The organism is Paenibacillus sp. Soil522, from assembly GCF_001428245.1.
Taxonomy (GTDB): domain Bacteria; phylum Bacillota; class Bacilli; order Paenibacillales; family Paenibacillaceae; genus Pristimantibacillus.
In genome coordinates this window covers 51,215-67,536 of record NZ_LMRV01000046.1, presented here as the reverse complement: position 1 = coordinate 67,536, position 16,322 = coordinate 51,215, and the positions used below count along the sequence as shown (strand labels likewise).

Genomic DNA, 16,322 nt, shown 5'->3' with positions numbered 1-16,322 from the left:
ACCACGCGTTCCCATACCGAACACGACCGTTAAGCCCTCCAGCGCCAATGGTACTTAGACCGCAGGGTCTTGGGAGAGTAGGACGTCGCCAAGCACGAGAGACCTATCGCATGTAATGCGATAGGTTTTTTGTTGTTTGCGCGCATAGTTAAACTTGTCACGGCTCATTGATAAAAGTTTAATTGAGGCATGGAGCCGGCAGCCTCTTGAACTATGAATCATCCATTTTCTGATAAATAGGTTATCAGCTTATCGCAATATGCTCCCTCTTAACATATTAATACAGTATAAACTACCTGATGTGATATTTGATAGGGAGCTGCAAATGCAAGTGCAAGTGGATGCTAGAGATGCGGCAGAGGAGGGGATGAATATGTTTATCATTATATCGATCGTAATGCTGTCGGGCTTGCTCATTTATGTGCTCCTCAAACCTCCGCATGCTCATGCAGGGGAGCGTTCCGTACGAATTGCTCGTAAGGCAGCACAGAACGATGAAAAATACGAACTGAGCATTATGAGCATAAGCGAAATAGAGCCTACTCAAAAGTAACAAGCTCCAGTATGTCGGGTGGCTGAGGGGAGTGAACAGAAGTGTATCAACCGGCCGTCGTTTCGATTACAGTTTTTACTTTTTTATTGACGATCCTGCTTATTTTATGGAGACCAAGAGGTTTGAATGAAGCGTTTCCGGCAATGGGAGGCGCCCTTATCATTTTGCTTTGCGGCAGCGTATCGATTTCGGATCTGGCCGTTATTACGACAACAGTAAGCGGAGCCGCAATTACCATTATCGCAACGATTGTTATGGCTCTTGTGCTTGAGAGTATCGGCTTCTTTTATTGGGCGGCCGAAGGGCTGGCAGTGCGGGCAAGGGGCTCTGGAATCAGGCTGTTCTGGTATGTGAATCTGCTTTGCTTTTTGATGACGTTATTTTTCAATAATGACGGCAGCATTTTGATTACAACGCCTATATTACTCATTTTATTGCAAAAAATAGGTCTCAAAAACCATCAGAAAGTGCCGTATTTGTTATCTGGCGTCCTTATTGCTACTGCCTCAAGCGCCCCTATCGGGGTCAGTAACATCGTAAATCTTATTGCTTTGAAAATTGTTAATATGAGCTTGTATATGTACACATTGATGATGCTGGTTCCGGCGACGCTGGGACTCATATTTCTAGCTATCCTCATTTTTTTATGTGTTTATCGTGATCTGCCTCGAAAGCTGCCAACAAACCTTCACCGTTTCTATCCTAATCTCATCAGCCGTAAACATCATCCGTTAAAGCAAGAGACGCCCGAATCAAGAGAACACTATGACTCGAAACTAATGAGAAAAATTTTGCTGTTTGTATTCCTCATTCGAATAAGTCTATTCATCGCTTCCTACTTCTCCGTGCCGATCGAATGGGTTGCGGTTGCAGGCTCCTCGCTGCTGCTTGGCTGGAGATGGATCTACTTAAAGAAGCCGCCAACCGACATGCTTCGCAAAATACCGTGGAATATTTTGGTATTTGCATTTGGCATGTATGTCATTATTTACGGCTTGCATAACATTGGACTGACCAATGTGCTCGTTGATCTTTTTTATCCGCTCGTTTCCGGTAATTTATTAAATGCAAGCCTGCTCATGGGCGGTTTACTTTCGGGAATGTCCATCTTGTTTAATAATCATCCGGCGCTTATGGTGGGCACGCTAACGCTGACTGAAATGAATTTGGATCCGCTAAACCTCAAAATCGCGTATTTAGCCACCGTGATAGGAAGTGATATCGGTTCACTGCTATTGCCGATAGGCACACTTGCATCATTAATTTGGTTTCATATCTTGAAGCAATACAAGGTGAAAATCAGTTGGAAGGAATATGTGCGAGTTACGATCATCGTCATCCCCCCTACTTTGCTGTTCACGCTTGTCATCCTGTATGTATGGGTTCAATGGTTATTTTAAAAGACCGTAGGGCGGCTTCTTACGTTTACGGTTAAGCTATCGGCATTTGATGGCGCTCAAACGACTGGCCTGTGAGGCTGGCAGTTGAGCGTTTTTATCTATTCAAACGGGTCTGTCCATGTATAAACATCGTGCAACCGCACCAAGCTAATATAAAAATGAATTTAAACGAGCACTTGACCTTTTGCAAAAATTGCATATAATAAAATCAAGGTCAAAGAAAGTCAAAGTCAGTTGTCCGAATATTCGGTGAACGACTAATTTGGCTGAAAAAGATTTATTTAATTTCCCTGTTTTAAGTTTCAACTTAGGCTTTTTTGGTTATTTCTCAGGGAGGTTGGTGGTTTGCGAAACATTTCCGATCTCATCGAACAGTATTTGAAGCACATGCTGCTGGACAGCCCGGAGGGCGCAGTAGAAATTCAACGCAATGACTTGGCTGACAAATTTTCTTGTGTACCGTCGCAAATTAACTATGTCATCAGTACTCGCTTTACAATGGAGAAAGGATACATGGTTGAAAGCAAGCGCGGAGGCGGAGGCTATATCCGAATTCAACGGATTGATCTTCCGGCATTGAAGGCGATTCAATTCCATATCGAAGAAACGGTTGGGGAATGTGTCGATCAAAGCGCGGCGGAAGGACTTATTTATCAGCTGGAGGAAGCAAGACTCATTTCGAAGCGTGAAGGCAACTTGCTTCGAGCGGCTGTGAGCCGCGATACGATCGCGCTCAAGCTGCCGCTAAGGGATGAAATCAGAGCAAGATTGCTCAGGTCCATGCTTATCTCGTTGCTGGTAAAATAACGCGAAACCGTTTGTACCGGGAGGAGGGATTCAGGCTTGTATTGCCAAGAGTGCGGCAAAAAGCCGGCTACGCTTCACTTTACAAAAATCATCAATGGTGAGAAGACCGAATTTCACATTTGTGAAAGCTGTGCCAGGGAGAAAGGGGAAGGCATTCCTGGAGCGCCGAATAGCTTTTCTATTCATAGCTTGTTGTCAGGGCTTCTTGATTTCGAGCATTTAGGCAGTGCAGAAGCAGCCGGAATGAAGCAGCCAGCGCTAAGGTGCGAGGAATGCGGGCTGACCTATGCGCAGTTCAGCAAGATCGGCCGTTTTGGCTGCAGCTCTTGTTACAAGGCGTTTGAAGGTAAGCTTGACCCGCTTCTCAAACGGGTTCACAGCAGTACGATACACAGCGGGAAGATACCAAAGCGCTCAGGCGGACAAATTCAGTGCAAGCGTGAAATCGAACAGCTGAGACGGGATTTGCAAGCCAAAATAGAACATGAGGAGTTTGAGAGCGCAGCCCAGCTGCGTGATCAAATACGTGAACTTGAGCGCAAAATTGCAGACCTGTAGGCTGGCATAGAAGGAGTGAATAAACCTCTTGACTAAGCATCGATTCTCACAGCACGCGCTTAGCGAATGGATGAAGGCCATAGGCCCGGAATCTGAAATTGTTATTAGCAGCAGAGTGCGCATAGCCCGTAATTTACGGAATCAGCCTTTTCCATTGCTTGCAACGAATCAGCAATCTAAGGATGTTATGGATCAGCTGACTGAAGTAAGCCAGAGCGGTAAGCTGCAGTCTATTGGTTCATTTGAGACCATTATTTTGTCAGATCTAAGCGAGCTTGATAAAAGGGTACTTGTAGAAAAGCATTTAATTAGTCCAAATTTAGCGAACGAATCACGATGCGGGGCCGTTATTTTAAGCGATAACGAATCAGTTAGCATCATGATTAACGAAGAAGACCATTTGCGCATCCAATGCTTATATCCAGGCTTTCAAATTCAGGAGGCATGGTCGTTGGCCAGCGGAATTGACGATATTTTTGAAGAAGCGGCTGATTATGCTTTTGATGAGAAACGCGGTTTTTTAACGACTTGTCCAACAAATGTTGGCACTGGCATACGCGCTTCGGTTATGATGCATTTACCGGCACTTGTGCTTACGTCGCAAATCAATCGCATTTTGTCAGCAGTAACGCAGGTCGGTTTAGCGGTTAGAGGATTGTATGGCGAAGGCAGTGAAGCGCTTGGCAACCTGTTTCAGGTGTCTAACCAAATTACGCTGGGTCAATCCGAAAACGAAATCATTGACAATCTTTATAGCGTTGCAAGACAAATCATTGAGCATGAGAAAGCGGCTCGCAAGCGTCTTATGCAAGATTCGAGGCTGAGGACGGAGGATCGTGTGAGACGGTCATACGGTATTTTATCCCACGCATCGATTATGGATTCCAAGGAAGCGGCACAGCGGTTGTCGGATGTGCGGCTTGGTGCCGATCTCGGCATTTTGTCAAACGTTTCGCCGCAGGTGTTGAATGAACTTTTGGTAATGACTCAGCCCGGATTTCTGCAGCAAACCTTCGATGAGAAGATGAGTCCGGAGCAGAGAGATTTCAGGAGAGCAGAACTCATACGCAAGCAATTGCGTGGTGAAAAAGGCCATGGGGGTGCATGAATATGATGTTTGGAAGATTTACGGAGCGAGCACAGAAAGTGCTTGCATTGGCGCAAGAGGAAGCAGTTCGTCTCGGACATAACAATATCGGCACGGAGCATATTTTACTTGGTCTTATTCGCGAAGGGGAAGGAATAGCGGCCAAAGCATTAATTGGACTCGGTCTAGGACTTGAGAAAATCCAAGATGAGGTTGAAGCGTTAATCGGACGTGGTCAAGAGCAGCCGAACAACATTGCGTATACGCCACGCGCGAAAAAAGTAATTGAGCTTTCGATGGATGAAGCGAGAAAGCTTGGACATACGTACGTTGGCACGGAGCATATTTTGCTCGGCCTGATCCGTGAAGGAGAAGGCGTTGCGGCACGCGTGCTGAACAACCTTGGCATCAGCCTTAATAAGGCGCGCCAACAGGTGCTTCAGCTGCTTGGCAGCAGCGAAGCGGTATCAAGCAACCACGGCTCACCGGCGAACGTAAGCACGCCTACGCTTGACGGTCTTGCAAGAGACCTGACGGCATATGCGAAGGAAGGAAATTTGGATCCGGTTATCGGCCGCAGCAAAGAAATTGAGCGCGTGATTCAAGTGCTTAGCCGCCGTACGAAAAACAATCCAGTGCTAATCGGGGAGCCAGGTGTCGGTAAAACAGCGATCGCCGAAGGCCTAGCTCAAAAAATTATCGAGAATGAAATTCCTGAAACGTTGCGTGACAAGCGCGTAATGACGCTCGATATGGGCTCAGTTGTAGCAGGCACGAAATACCGCGGTGAGTTCGAGGACCGTCTGAAGAAGATCATGGATGAAATTCGCCAAGCCGGCAATATTATTTTATTCATTGATGAGCTTCATACACTGATCGGCGCAGGCGGAGCGGAGGGCGCAATCGATGCTTCTAATATTTTGAAGCCTGCTCTCGCTCGGGGCGAGCTGCAGTGCATCGGTGCAACTACGCTGGATGAGTACCGCAAATATATCGAGAAGGATGCTGCTCTAGAGCGCCGTTTCCAGCCGATTACGGTGGATCAGCCTTCTCCTGAAGAAGCGATTCAAATTTTGTACGGTCTTCGCGACCGCTACGAGGCTCATCACCGTGTGAAAATTACGGATGAAGCGATTGTGCAAGCGGTGAAGCTGTCCGATCGTTATATCCCGGATCGCTTCTTGCCGGACAAAGCGATCGACCTTATCGATGAGGCAGGCTCGAAGGTACGTTTAAATTCTTACACCGTACCGCCAAACCTGAAGCAGCTTGAAAACCGTTTGGAGGATATCCGCAAGGAAAAGGATGCAGCGGTTCAAAGCCAAGAGTTTGAGAAAGCCGCAGCTCTGCGCGATACGGAACAAAAAATACGCGAAGAGCTAGACATTACGAAAAACCAGTGGAAAGAAAAGCAGGGCCGTACCGATTCCGAAGTAACACCTGAGGATATCGCTCAGGTTGTAGCTAGCTGGACGGGTATTCCGGTCAGCAAGCTGGCTGAAGGTGAAACAGAGCGTCTTCTCAAAATGGAGGATATTCTTCATAACCGCATAATCGGTCAGGATGAAGCCGTTAAATCGGTATCGCGCGCGATTCGTCGTGCTCGTGCCGGCCTGAAGGATCCGAAGCGTCCGATTGGCTCATTCATTTTCTTAGGACCAACCGGGGTAGGTAAAACGGAGCTGGCCAGAGCGCTTGCCGAATCGATGTTTGGCGATGAGAATGCGGTTATCCGCATCGATATGTCAGAATATATGGAGAAGCATTCGACTTCCCGTTTGGTTGGTGCGCCTCCAGGGTACGTAGGCTATGAAGAAGGCGGCCAATTGACGGAGAAGGTTCGTCGCAAGCCTTATTCCGTTGTCCTGCTTGATGAAATCGAGAAGGCTCATCCGGAAGTATTCAATATTTTGCTTCAAGTGCTCGAGGATGGCCGCTTGACCGATTCCAAAGGCCGGGTTGTCGATTTCCGCAATACGCTGATTATTATGACGTCCAACGTTGGCGCTGACCAAATTAAACGCAATTCCTCGCTCGGCTTTACAGCTGTACAGGACGCTGGACGCGATTTCATACAAATGAAAGATAAAGTAATGGCGGAGCTGAAGAAGAGCTTCCGTCCGGAGTTCCTGAACCGGATCGATGAGAGCATCGTGTTCCATTCGCTTGGCGAGGAGCACATTGCCGAAATCGTTACGCTCATGTCGGAGGAACTGCGCAAGCGTCTGCGTGAGCAAGAGGTCGATTTCGTGCTGACGGACGCAGCGAAAAACTTCCTAGCCAAGGAAGGCTACGATCCGCAATATGGAGCGCGTCCGCTTCGCCGGGCTATTCAAAAGCATATCGAGGACCGGTTGTCCGAAGATTTGCTGATGGGCATTATCCAAAAAGGCGATACGTTCACCATTGATGAGAAAGACGGAGGATTAACGGTTTCCAAATCGATCTCGGAGCAAGAGCCTGAGGAGTCCGCAACTACGAAATAAAGCTTAATTCCAAACTGTTCCCGCGGCCGGTAATCCTGTTTGCGGGACAGTTTTTTTATAATGAATAATTGACAATGAGAATCATTATCGTATAATAGAAATGGAGTATGAGATGGACATGGGAGGAACAACGATGATAGTTGTTACAAATACGATAAAAGTAAAAAAGGGTCACGGGGAGACGGTAGCTAAACGGTTTCAAAGCTCGAAAGGTATTGATTTATCGCCTGGTTTCGTACGCATGGAGGTTTTGTTTACGGAAGGTCTGGAGGAATATGATGAGCTTAAAGTAAGCACGACTTGGGAAAATAAAGCCTCTTTCGAGGGCTGGGTGAACAGTGATTCGTTCCGGCAAGCGCATGCCCAAAGAGGCGGTCAACAACAGGGCGCTGACGGCCAGCAGACGGAAAGCGTTATGCTGGGCTCGCAGCTGTCAACGCATCGCGTGCTGGTTGCCCGGCAAGCCGCAATCGAAGCATAGAAGCTTAACGGATGAGGCTTACGCCTCAGATGAAAAAAGTTATAATAAACTGTCATTCAGCTCTCTTATCCACTGTGGATAACGGGAGCCTTTTTTTATGCGTCATTTAGTCAGATGGACGATGGGGATATGTTGATGACTTGTGGATAATGTTGATAAGTTGTAGATAAAACTGTGGATAAAACCGTTACAGCCCAAAAGGGATAAGTTTAATTGGGGGAAACGAATAATAGAAGCATCTTCATTTTTTTTCGTGAACAATGTGGGTTTATACATGGGGGATAAAATGGTAAACTTTACGTAGTGTCATTTTAAGCAGAATCGCAAGGGATGGCTTCATCTATTTACGCTAGCCCATAACATTTAAGGAGTTCAGAATGGCCAAAATTAAAACGAAGTTTATTTGTACGGAATGCGGCACTGAATCGCCAAAATGGCTTGGAAAATGCCCGGGCTGCCATGCTTGGAATTCCATGATAGAAGAGAAAGAAACCGTTGTGAAAACGAAGGGCGTCGGTTTGTCGTCGTTTCATGCGAAAGAAAAGCCGCAGTCCATCATACATATAGAAAGTGGGCAAGAGCCGCGTATCGAAACAAGGATGCTTGAGCTCAACCGGGTGCTGGGCGGAGGCGTTGTGCCAGGCTCACTTATTCTTGTTGGCGGTGATCCCGGTATTGGAAAGTCAACGCTTCTGCTGCAAACCTCTCATGCTCTTGCGGTAAAGGGACTTAAAGTTCTCTACATCTCGGGAGAAGAGTCGGTGCGCCAAACGAGACTTCGGGCAGACCGCCTGGGAGCGTTGACGGAGTCGCTGTATGTGCTATGCGAGACCAATATGGAGCAAATAAACGATGCAATTGAATCGGTCCAGCCTGATTTTCTCGTTATTGACTCGATTCAAACCGTGTACGATCCGAATGTACAATCGGCTCCCGGCAGCGTATCGCAGGTCCGCGAATGTACGGCACATTTTATGAGAGTCGCCAAAATCAAAGGAATCGCAACGGTGCTGGTCGGCCATGTTACGAAGGAAGGCGCGATTGCCGGGCCGAGACTGCTGGAGCATATGGTGGATTGCGTTCTTTATTTCGAAGGAGAGCGTCATCATACGTACCGCATTTTGCGGGCGGTCAAAAACCGCTTCGGCTCAACGAATGAAATCGGAATTTTCGAAATGGGCGAGGATGGACTCAGAGAGGTGTCTAACCCTTCCGAGCTGTTTTTGTCCGAGCGTCCGCTTGGTGTGTCAGGCTCGACCGTCGTCGCTAGCATGGAAGGTACGAGGCCTGTGCTTGTAGAGCTTCAGGCTCTCGTGGCGACTACCAATTTTCCATCTCCGAGAAGAATGTCGACCGGTATCGATCATCATCGAATGGCGCTTATCATTGCGGTGCTGGAGAAGCGAAACGGGATGTTTCTACAAACGCAGGATGCTTATTTGAACGTTGCGGGCGGGGTAAAGCTCGACGAGCCGGCAGTCGATCTTGCGGCTGCGGTCAGCATAGCCTCCAGCTTCCGGGATTCGCCGACGAAGCCTTATGATGTCATCTTTGGCGAGGTAGGACTGACGGGAGAGGTTCGTGCGGTATCGCGTGCGGAGCAGCGGGTGAAAGAAGCAGAGAAGCTAGGATTCAAACGTGTCATTATGCCGGAGAAAAGCTTAAAGGGCTGGAAGCCGCCCGCAGGCATAGAAATTATTGGCGTAACCACAGTGTCGGAAGCACTTAAGGCAGCGCTTGGATAGGGGGCAGACGATGAAGGAACCTACTCAGCTTGAAATTATGAACCAATTATTGCAATTAGTCGCACCAGGTACCCCTTTTCGTGAAGGACTTGAGAATGTGCTTCGCGCCAAAACGGGGGCATTGCTAGTTGTTGGCTATAGTCCAGAGGTAATGGAGGTTGTGGATGGGGGCTTCTCCATAAATTGCGACTTCTCGCCAAACTATTTGTATGAGCTTGCCAAAATGGATGGCGCGATTATTTTGAGCGAAGATATGCGCCGGATTTTGTATGCGAATACGCAGCTCATTCCGAACAGCTCTATCCCGTCGATCGAAACAGGTATTCGGCACCGTACGGCAGAGCGGGTTGCTAAGCAAACCGGCAAGCTTGTCGTATCGATCTCGCAGCGCCGCAACATCATTACGCTGTATCAAGGCAACCTGCGCTACTCGCTGAAGGAAATGGGCGTTATTTTGACGAAGGCCAATCAAGCGATTCAAACGCTGGAGAAATATAAAGCGGTGCTTAGCCAATCGTTTACGAATTTATCCGCGCTCGAGTTCGAAGAGCTCGTCACGCTGCAGGAAGTGGCGCATGTCATTCAACGCGTTGAGATGGTGCTGCGCATCAAGATGGAGATCAAGCGCTACGTGAATGAGCTGGGAACGGAAGGACGCCTCATCAGCATGCAAATGGATGAGCTGGTAGGCGGCGTGGAAGAGGATGCTTGGTACTTACTTAAGGATTACGCCAAAGATAATTCGGATGAGAAGATCCGGGAAATTCGTGCTGGCCTCAAGAAGCTAAGCTCGGAAGAGCTGCTGGATGCACCGCCAATCATTCGTCTGATCGGTTATCCACATACGAACAATATGAACGATGAATCGGTTTCCCCGCGCGGTTTCCGCTTATTGAACAAAATTCCGAGATTGCCGCTCATCATTATGAACAATCTAATCGACCGCTTCGGCCGGTTGCCGCATATTTTGATGGCGACGATCGAAGAATTGGATGAGGTTGAGGGTATTGGTGAAGTGCGGGCACGGGCAATTAAAGAAGGTCTCAAACGGATCCAAGAGCAGATGTTCATTGACAGGCAAATCTAAATCCCATACAATGGATGGAATGTGGTCCTATAAGTGGATATACATTCGTTAAGTGTTTTGGGGCATAGTAGAGAAGAGGTGGAAAAGATGATCACAAAATCGATACCGAGCCTTCTCACGGTGGGGAACTTATTCCTAGGAGTAATCGCCATCATTCTTGTATTTAACGAAAAACCAGATACGGCGGCAATGATGGTATTAATCGCCATGCTGCTCGACGGTGTAGACGGACGCGTTGCTCGGGCGCTGAACGTTCAAAGTGAATTCGGTAAGGAGCTAGACTCGCTATCCGATGTGATTTCGTTTGGTGTAGCGCCGGCATTCATCATGTATGTGGTCGCTTTTCAAGAGCTTAATCCAGCCTTCGCTTGGATTGTAACGGCTTTGTTTCCGATTTGCGGTGCTTTGCGGCTTGCCCGCTTCAATGTGATTTCAAGCGCGCCAGGTTACTTTATCGGACTGCCGATACCGGCGGCGGGCGGTGTACTAGCAACGCTTGCATTATTTAAAGATGACATTTACGTATCGGTGCTGCTTGCGAGCACGCTTGTGCTTTCCATCCTTATGGTCAGTACGATCAAATATCCGAATTTCAAAAAGGTCGGTATTCCGAAAAGCGCGGTTTGGGTTGTGCCCATCGTCATTGTTGTGGCTGTCGTCCTAGGCTTATTATTCAAAAATGACCTGTCCAAAATATTGTTTGTACCGCTGCTGCTTTATGCGCTGTACGGCCTAAAAAAAAACGTTGATCGACGTTTGCCAAAGCGAAATCGTAAGCGGAAGAAGCGGGATGAAATCTCCGACGAGCCTGTGCAATCAGAGAAGCCGGCTTAATCCAATAGCGTAACTAAGCGCAAAGATTTGCGCTTAGTTACGCTATTTTTTATATTAATTCATCTGATATTAATGAAATTCACAATAAAAACGATAAAAATAAGATAATAAATGAATGAGAAGAGCGGAGTAATAAAAGTTATACGACAAGATCGGACACGAAAAATGGATAAATTATTTACCATAATATTATAGTGATGACATTTTTCGCGAATGAAGTGCTGCCTGTCTTCGCTAGGGAAAATGGGATATTATTTTATAAAACAAAGAAAAAGCTTTGGGGAGTTTATCTCCTCAAAGCTTTTGTCAATTGTCGGACTCGGCCGATATTCTCTTGTGTCATTTTACGTTAGATTAAACAGGCCCAAAGTAGAGCATTTGTCGTACTCATCTGCAATAACTTCATCCAATTGAATATCCAGCAGATTACATAAAGCAGTCATGTAAAATAAGTTTCGGCCAAGATCGGCCTTCAGTACGTCGCGGCAATGCTCGCATACCATTCCTGAGAGATGACTTTGCAGCGTCGCTTTCGCATTTTCAAGATTTAAGTCGTCTGAGTATTGCTGTTTTCGGGCATTAATTTCGATACAGCCACAATCGGTCACTGCTTTCGTGACCGCACGGTTAACAGAAGCGCCTGACTGACCGAATTTTGACATAACATCTAGTAAGCTTCGGTGCCTGAGCAGTAATTCTGATACTTGCCGCTGAAATTGATCCAGTGTAGGAGCGCTCATCGGTTCCACCTCTTTCACCAACCTTTGTGATGTAATCTTAATTTCCATTATAAGCTTCCTACCCTCTCTTTTCAAAATATGAATTATTAAAAATAATAAATGTTTGCAATTAATGTGCACCCCCACGGTTAGCAAGGCAATTATTGGAACATAATTGTAGTGGAGGTGAACCATAATGGTTAGACGAATCATTCAAATAATGGGTATGTTGTTCGGTGGTATGGCAGGCGGTGAAGTATACGGGTGGATAAATGGAGCGGCCGTATGGTCTGGCTCATCCTTCGGAATGCTACAGCGATCCGGCACTTATTACATGAATGTAGCAATTGGCGCGGTTTTTGGTGTGGTTGTGGCAACGATGCTTGCAGGGCAAATCATTCGATATATGCAGAAGGGTGCGGAGGAAACCGCAGCGCTTCCCGTGCGGCAGCTGGTTACCGGGGCGGGCGGACTGCTTGCAGGATTATTGCTCGCCGTATTGCTCTTTCCCGCAGTATCGGGCTTAGAGGGCTTAGGGAGTCTTATTCCCGCGGCGATGATGCTATGCTTTGGTTATTTGGGCATGCGAATTGGACTGCATAAGCAGGAGGAGCTGGCAGAGGGCTTTGCCGCCCTGCTGGAGAAGCGCAGAGCCGTATCGGCTGCAGATGAAGCGGGCGGCTACGAGGAGCATAAAATACTCGATACGAGCGTTATTATCGATGGACGAATTGCGGATATTTGCAAGACCGGCTTTATTGAAGGGACGCTTGTCATTCCGGAGTTCGTACTTGAGGAGCTTCAGCATATTGCGGACTCTTCCGACTTGCTGAAACGAAACAGGGGACGGCGCGGACTCGATATTTTGAACAAGATTCAGAAAGAGCTTGATGTAAAGGTTCTTATTTATGAAGGGGACTTTGAAGAAATCGGTGAAGTGGACAGCAAGCTTGTAAAGCTGGCTAAGGCTCTTCATGGCAAGGTCGTTACGAATGATTTTAACTTAAACAAAGTATGTGAGCTGCAAGGGGTATCGGTGCTGAATATTAATGATTTGGCTAATGCAGTGAAGCCTGTCGTCCTGCCGGGAGAAGAAATTATCGTTCAAGTGATAAAGGACGGCAAAGAGCATGGTCAAGGTGTCGCCTATTTGGATGACGGCACGATGATCGTCGTCGAGGGAGGACGCGAGTATATCGGTACAACGATGGAGGTGCTCGTGACGAGCGTACTGCAAACGTCTGCGGGCCGAATGATATTTGCAAAGCCGAAGCTGTTGGAAAAAGCGCTGTAACAAGGTATGATAGTACTATTGTTCATGCGTAAACGGCTGACGCCGTCTAAGGCGGCAAAGCTCGTTTCGCGGTGAAATATAAGTCTATTTATAAGTGCATAGCTTATAAAGTCTTATATTTTAACACAGTGTGAGGCGGGTGAAGGCATGGGAGCAGATTGGGGAGTTATCATCGTTGCGGCGGGACGAGGCACGAGGATGGGGACGAAGGAAAGCAAGCAGTATTTGCAGCTGGCGGACAAGCCTATACTCGTGCACACGCTGGAGCTGTTCCAGTCGATGGAAACAGTCAAAGAAGCGGTGCTTGTCGTTGGAAGCGATGATATAGAGCGCTGCCGCACTTGGGTGCTGCAGTATGGAATTACGAAGGTAACGGCTGTCGTTGCCGGGGGCAAAGAACGCCAGCATTCCGTATATTGCGGACTGCAAGAGCTGACAACCGACTGGGTGATGGTGCATGACGGGGTTCGTCCGCTTGTGACGGCAGATGCCGTCCGCGCTTGCTGCGCGCAAGCTGAGCAGAGCGGTGCCTCGGTGCTGGCTGTTCCGGTTAAAGATACGATTAAACAGGTGAATGAAGCGGGCGTTATCGTTTCGACACCGGACCGCCGAAGCTTGTGGGCGATACAAACGCCGCAAGCTTTTCGACGTGTCCTGCTGCTGGAGGCGCATGAGCGCGCGCTGGCGGAGCAATTCGTAGGAACGGATGACGCGATGGTCGTGGAGCGTATGGGCGTGAGCGTTACCGTAGCAGAAGGCGAGTATACAAATATTAAAATTACGACGCCTGAGGATTTGCCGTGGGCGGAATTTCTGCTTGCGAAGCGTCGTGCCGATAGGGCAGAGGGGAACGGTGGGCAAGGATGATTCGAGTTGGACAAGGATTTGATGTGCATCAATTGGTGGAAGGGCGTCCCTGTATTATAGGGGGAGTAACGATTCCATATGAAAAGGGCTTGCTTGGCCATTCGGACGCAGACGTGCTGTTGCATGCGATAACGGATGCGATACTGGGAGCGCTCGGACTTGGAGATATCGGCAAGCACTTTCCCGATACGGATGCCGCATTTAAGGATGCTGACAGCTTGAAGCTGCTTGAGGCTGTATGGAAGCTGGTGCGCGAGCGCGGCTACAAGCTCGGCAACATCGATTCCACGATTATTGCCCAGCGGCCTAAGATGCTGCCTTATATTCCGCAAATGGCCGATATAATTGCAAAGGCGCTTGAGGCAGACGTAACCCAGGTGAACGTGAAGGCTACAACAACCGAGCAGCTCGGGTTCACTGGACGCGGCGAGGGGATCGCTGCGCAATCCGTTGTCTGCCTGGTCAAGGATGTGTTATGATCGGGATTATTTAGAGGCAAGATTTTGCTTCGCAAAACTTTATTAGTATGTGCTTTCAAGGCAAGATTTTGCTTCGCAAAACTTTTAGGAGGTATTGAGATGACAGCAGAGGTTCGAGTTCGTTATGCCCCATCTCCGACGGGTCATTTACATATTGGCAATGCGAGAACGGCCTTATTCAATTATTTATTTGCAAGAAACCAAGGCGGTAAATTCATTATCCGAATCGAAGATACAGACGTGAAACGCAATGTTGAGGGCGGAGAGGAAAGTCAGCTTAAGTATTTGAAATGGCTTGGCATCGATTGGGATGAAAGCATCGATATCGGAGGCGGGTATGGTCCTTACCGTCAGACAGAGCGTCTCGATATTTACAGCAAGTACTGGCAGGAGCTGCTGGACCGTGATCTTGCTTATCGCTGCTACTGTTCCGAGGAAGAGCTGGAGAAGGAGCGGGAAGCGCAAATCGAGCGCGGCGAAACGCCGCGTTATTCCGGACAGCACCGCAATTTGACGGTAGAGCAGCGCGGAGCATACGAAGCGGAAGGACGTGTGCCTAGTATTCGTTTCCGCGTGCCGGAAGGGCGCACCTATGCTTTTGACGATATCGTTAAAGGCTCGATCAGCTTCGATACAGCGGAGATGGGCGATTTCGTAATCGTGAAGAAGGATGGCATTCCAACCTATAATTTTGCTGTTGTGCTTGATGATTATTTGATGAAAATTAGTCACGTATTGCGCGGGGAGGATCATATTTCGAATACGCCCCGCCAGCTTATGATCTACGAGGCGTTCGGCTGGGAGCCGCCGCAATTCGGCCATATGACGCTAATCGTTAATGAGCAGCGCAAGAAATTAAGCAAGCGTGATGAATCAATTATTCAGTTCATTTCCCAATATGACGATCTCGGTTATTTGCCGGAAGCGATGTTTAACTTTATTACGCTGCTTGGCTGGTCGCCTGAAGGCGAGCAAGAAATATTTACCCAAAGCGAGCTGGTTTCCATATTTAATCCGGAACGCTTAAGCAAAAGCCCGGCCGTATTCGATACGCAGAAGCTGAGCTGGATGAACAATGAATACTTGAAAAAAGCGGATCTGTTCCGTCTCGTAGATCTTTGCCTGCCGCATTTGCAAAAAGCGGAGCGCGTAGCTGCAGAGTTAGATGAGGAAGGCCGCGCCTGGGTTACGGATCTTGTGGCGCTTCATCAGGACAAGCTGCGTTATGCTTCGGAAATCGTACCGATGACTGAGCTTTTCTTCCGCGATACAATCGTGGATGAGGGAGATGCTGTCGCTGTCCTTGCCGAGGAGCAGGTGCCTGTTGTGCTTCAAGCCTTCCTGAATTTGATAGAAGCGGGCGAAACGGCATTTCAGGGGGATGGCATTAAAGAAATGATCAAGGCCGTACAGAAGGAAACAGGCTTCAAAGGGAAGCAGCTCTTCATGCCGATTCGGGCGGCGCTTACCGGTCAGACGCATGGTCCCGACTTGAATCAATCCCTTGCATTGCTCGGCAAAGAGAAGGTTGCCAGCCGTCTGCGCGGGCGTTTGGCGGGCTACGGGGCTTAGACGCTTATAGGTACTGTCTTATTAAACGGACATAATACCCTTGTCACATTTTTGGGTATTCGGTATACTATGACTAATAAATGAATGAATCGAACGGCCATGAACAGGAGAAGTACGTTTGCTTGTGGATTCGCAGAGAGGACAACCGTCATTCGAATCGGCGTCGCATCATGATGTGAGGCAATGGGAAAGCAGAATGGGGCTGCAAGTTGTCTGTCCACCGAACGGAAATATGCACCTGGGAGCTTTGTTCCGAGCTGCTACAGCAGAAAATGCACGATCATAAGGATAGAGCGGCAACGCTTTATCGTTTATGCAAGCGTACATTTGGCTGCGCAGGGTAGGCAACAACG

15 protein-coding genes and 1 rRNA gene are annotated in these 16,322 nt (G+C 48.1%); 15 read left to right on the top strand and 1 reads right to left on the bottom strand.

All coding sequences use genetic code 11. From position 1 onward, the window contains the following. The 11 genes from rrf to pssA all read left to right on the top strand — a co-directional run. Nucleotides 1-94 (top strand): 5S ribosomal RNA (gene rrf, locus ASG81_RS15820); the annotation flags it as partial. Between the two features lie 231 nt (nt 95-325). Next, complete coding sequence (locus tag ASG81_RS15815) at nt 326-553, top strand: hypothetical protein (protein WP_155971579.1); 228 nt, start codon at nt 326-328, stop codon at nt 551-553. A 41-nt stretch (nt 554-594) separates the two neighbouring features. Then, nucleotides 595-1,953, top strand: coding sequence for an arsenic transporter (locus ASG81_RS15810; RefSeq protein WP_056636079.1), 1,359 nt, complete (start codon nt 595-597; stop codon nt 1,951-1,953). A gap of 345 nt (nt 1,954-2,298) precedes the next feature. Next, nucleotides 2,299-2,760: a CtsR family transcriptional regulator gene (locus ASG81_RS15805; RefSeq protein WP_056636076.1), complete on the top strand. Its 462-nt coding sequence runs from the start codon at nt 2,299-2,301 to the stop codon at nt 2,758-2,760. Nucleotides 2,761-2,796: 36 nt separating this feature from the next. Then, nucleotides 2,797-3,318: a UvrB/UvrC motif-containing protein gene (locus ASG81_RS15800; protein ID WP_056636073.1), complete on the top strand. Its 522-nt coding sequence runs from the start codon at nt 2,797-2,799 to the stop codon at nt 3,316-3,318. Between the two features lie 28 nt (nt 3,319-3,346). After that, nucleotides 3,347-4,426, top strand: a complete 1,080-nt coding sequence (locus ASG81_RS15795; protein ID WP_081417370.1) for a protein arginine kinase — start codon at nt 3,347-3,349, stop codon at nt 4,424-4,426. Nucleotides 4,427-4,428: 2 nt separating this feature from the next. Then, nucleotides 4,429-6,891 (top strand): ATP-dependent protease ATP-binding subunit ClpC, encoded by a 2,463-nt coding sequence (gene clpC / locus ASG81_RS15790; protein WP_056636069.1) that lies wholly within the window; start codon nt 4,429-4,431, stop codon nt 6,889-6,891. A 133-nt stretch (nt 6,892-7,024) separates the two neighbouring features. Then, complete coding sequence (locus tag ASG81_RS15785) at nt 7,025-7,372, top strand: antibiotic biosynthesis monooxygenase (RefSeq protein ID WP_056636066.1); 348 nt, start codon at nt 7,025-7,027, stop codon at nt 7,370-7,372. A gap of 377 nt (nt 7,373-7,749) precedes the next feature. Then, nucleotides 7,750-9,117 carry a DNA repair protein RadA gene (radA, locus tag ASG81_RS15780; protein WP_056636063.1) on the top strand — a complete coding sequence of 456 codons (1,368 nt, stop codon included), beginning with the start codon at nt 7,750-7,752 and terminating at the stop codon, nt 9,115-9,117. A gap of 10 nt (nt 9,118-9,127) precedes the next feature. Further along, nucleotides 9,128-10,204 carry a DNA integrity scanning diadenylate cyclase DisA gene (disA, locus tag ASG81_RS15775; protein ID WP_056636060.1) on the top strand — a complete coding sequence of 359 codons (1,077 nt, stop codon included), beginning with the start codon at nt 9,128-9,130 and terminating at the stop codon, nt 10,202-10,204. Between the two features lie 87 nt (nt 10,205-10,291). Next, complete coding sequence (gene pssA / locus ASG81_RS15770) at nt 10,292-11,038, top strand: CDP-diacylglycerol--serine O-phosphatidyltransferase (RefSeq protein WP_056636056.1); 747 nt, start codon at nt 10,292-10,294, stop codon at nt 11,036-11,038. Between the two features lie 344 nt (nt 11,039-11,382). Here pssA and ASG81_RS15765 read toward each other — a convergent pair whose 3' ends face one another. Next, a complete protein-coding gene (locus ASG81_RS15765; RefSeq protein ID WP_056636092.1) occupies nt 11,383-11,778 on the bottom strand; it encodes a hypothetical protein in 396 nt (131 codons plus the stop codon). 175 nt (nt 11,779-11,953) lie between these two features. Here ASG81_RS15765 and ASG81_RS15760 point away from each other — a divergent pair, with 175 nt between their 5' ends. The 4 genes from ASG81_RS15760 (at nt 11,954) to gltX (ending at nt 15,969) form a co-directional block, all read left to right on the top strand. After that, a complete protein-coding gene (locus ASG81_RS15760; protein ID WP_056636052.1) occupies nt 11,954-13,051 on the top strand; it encodes a PIN/TRAM domain-containing protein in 1,098 nt (365 codons plus the stop codon). 147 nt (nt 13,052-13,198) lie between these two features. Continuing rightward, nucleotides 13,199-13,918, top strand: coding sequence for a 2-C-methyl-D-erythritol 4-phosphate cytidylyltransferase (ispD, locus tag ASG81_RS15755; protein WP_056636049.1), 720 nt, complete (start codon nt 13,199-13,201; stop codon nt 13,916-13,918). Beyond that, the gene (gene ispF, locus ASG81_RS15750; protein ID WP_056636046.1) at nt 13,915-14,397 is read left to right on the top strand and encodes a 2-C-methyl-D-erythritol 2,4-cyclodiphosphate synthase; all 483 of its coding nucleotides are present in this window, start codon (nt 13,915-13,917) and stop codon (nt 14,395-14,397) included. Before ispD ends, ispF begins: the two co-directional genes overlap by 4 nt. A gap of 99 nt (nt 14,398-14,496) precedes the next feature. Next, nucleotides 14,497-15,969 carry a glutamate--tRNA ligase gene (gene gltX, locus ASG81_RS15745; protein WP_056636044.1) on the top strand — a complete coding sequence of 491 codons (1,473 nt, stop codon included), beginning with the start codon at nt 14,497-14,499 and terminating at the stop codon, nt 15,967-15,969. The last annotated feature ends 353 nt before the right edge of the window (nt 15,970-16,322 follow it).

Coding starts and splice junctions, on each gene's coding strand:
- ASG81_RS15815 (WP_155971579.1), top strand. CDS start 326: ATGCAAGTGCAAGTGGATGCTAGAGATGCGGCAGAGGAGGGGATGAAT.
- clpC (WP_056636069.1), top strand. CDS start 4,429: ATGATGTTTGGAAGATTTACGGAGCGAGCACAGAAAGTGCTTGCATTG.
- ASG81_RS15785 (WP_056636066.1), top strand. CDS start 7,025: ATGATAGTTGTTACAAATACGATAAAAGTAAAAAAGGGTCACGGGGAG.
- radA (WP_056636063.1), top strand. CDS start 7,750: ATGGCCAAAATTAAAACGAAGTTTATTTGTACGGAATGCGGCACTGAA.
- disA (WP_056636060.1), top strand. CDS start 9,128: ATGAAGGAACCTACTCAGCTTGAAATTATGAACCAATTATTGCAATTA.
- pssA (WP_056636056.1), top strand. CDS start 10,292: ATGATCACAAAATCGATACCGAGCCTTCTCACGGTGGGGAACTTATTC.
- ASG81_RS15765 (WP_056636092.1), bottom strand. CDS start 11,778: ATGAGCGCTCCTACACTGGATCAATTTCAGCGGCAAGTATCAGAATTA.
- ASG81_RS15760 (WP_056636052.1), top strand. CDS start 11,954: ATGGTTAGACGAATCATTCAAATAATGGGTATGTTGTTCGGTGGTATG.
- ispD (WP_056636049.1), top strand. CDS start 13,199: ATGGGAGCAGATTGGGGAGTTATCATCGTTGCGGCGGGACGAGGCACG.
- ispF (WP_056636046.1), top strand. CDS start 13,915: ATGATTCGAGTTGGACAAGGATTTGATGTGCATCAATTGGTGGAAGGG.
- gltX (WP_056636044.1), top strand. CDS start 14,497: ATGACAGCAGAGGTTCGAGTTCGTTATGCCCCATCTCCGACGGGTCAT.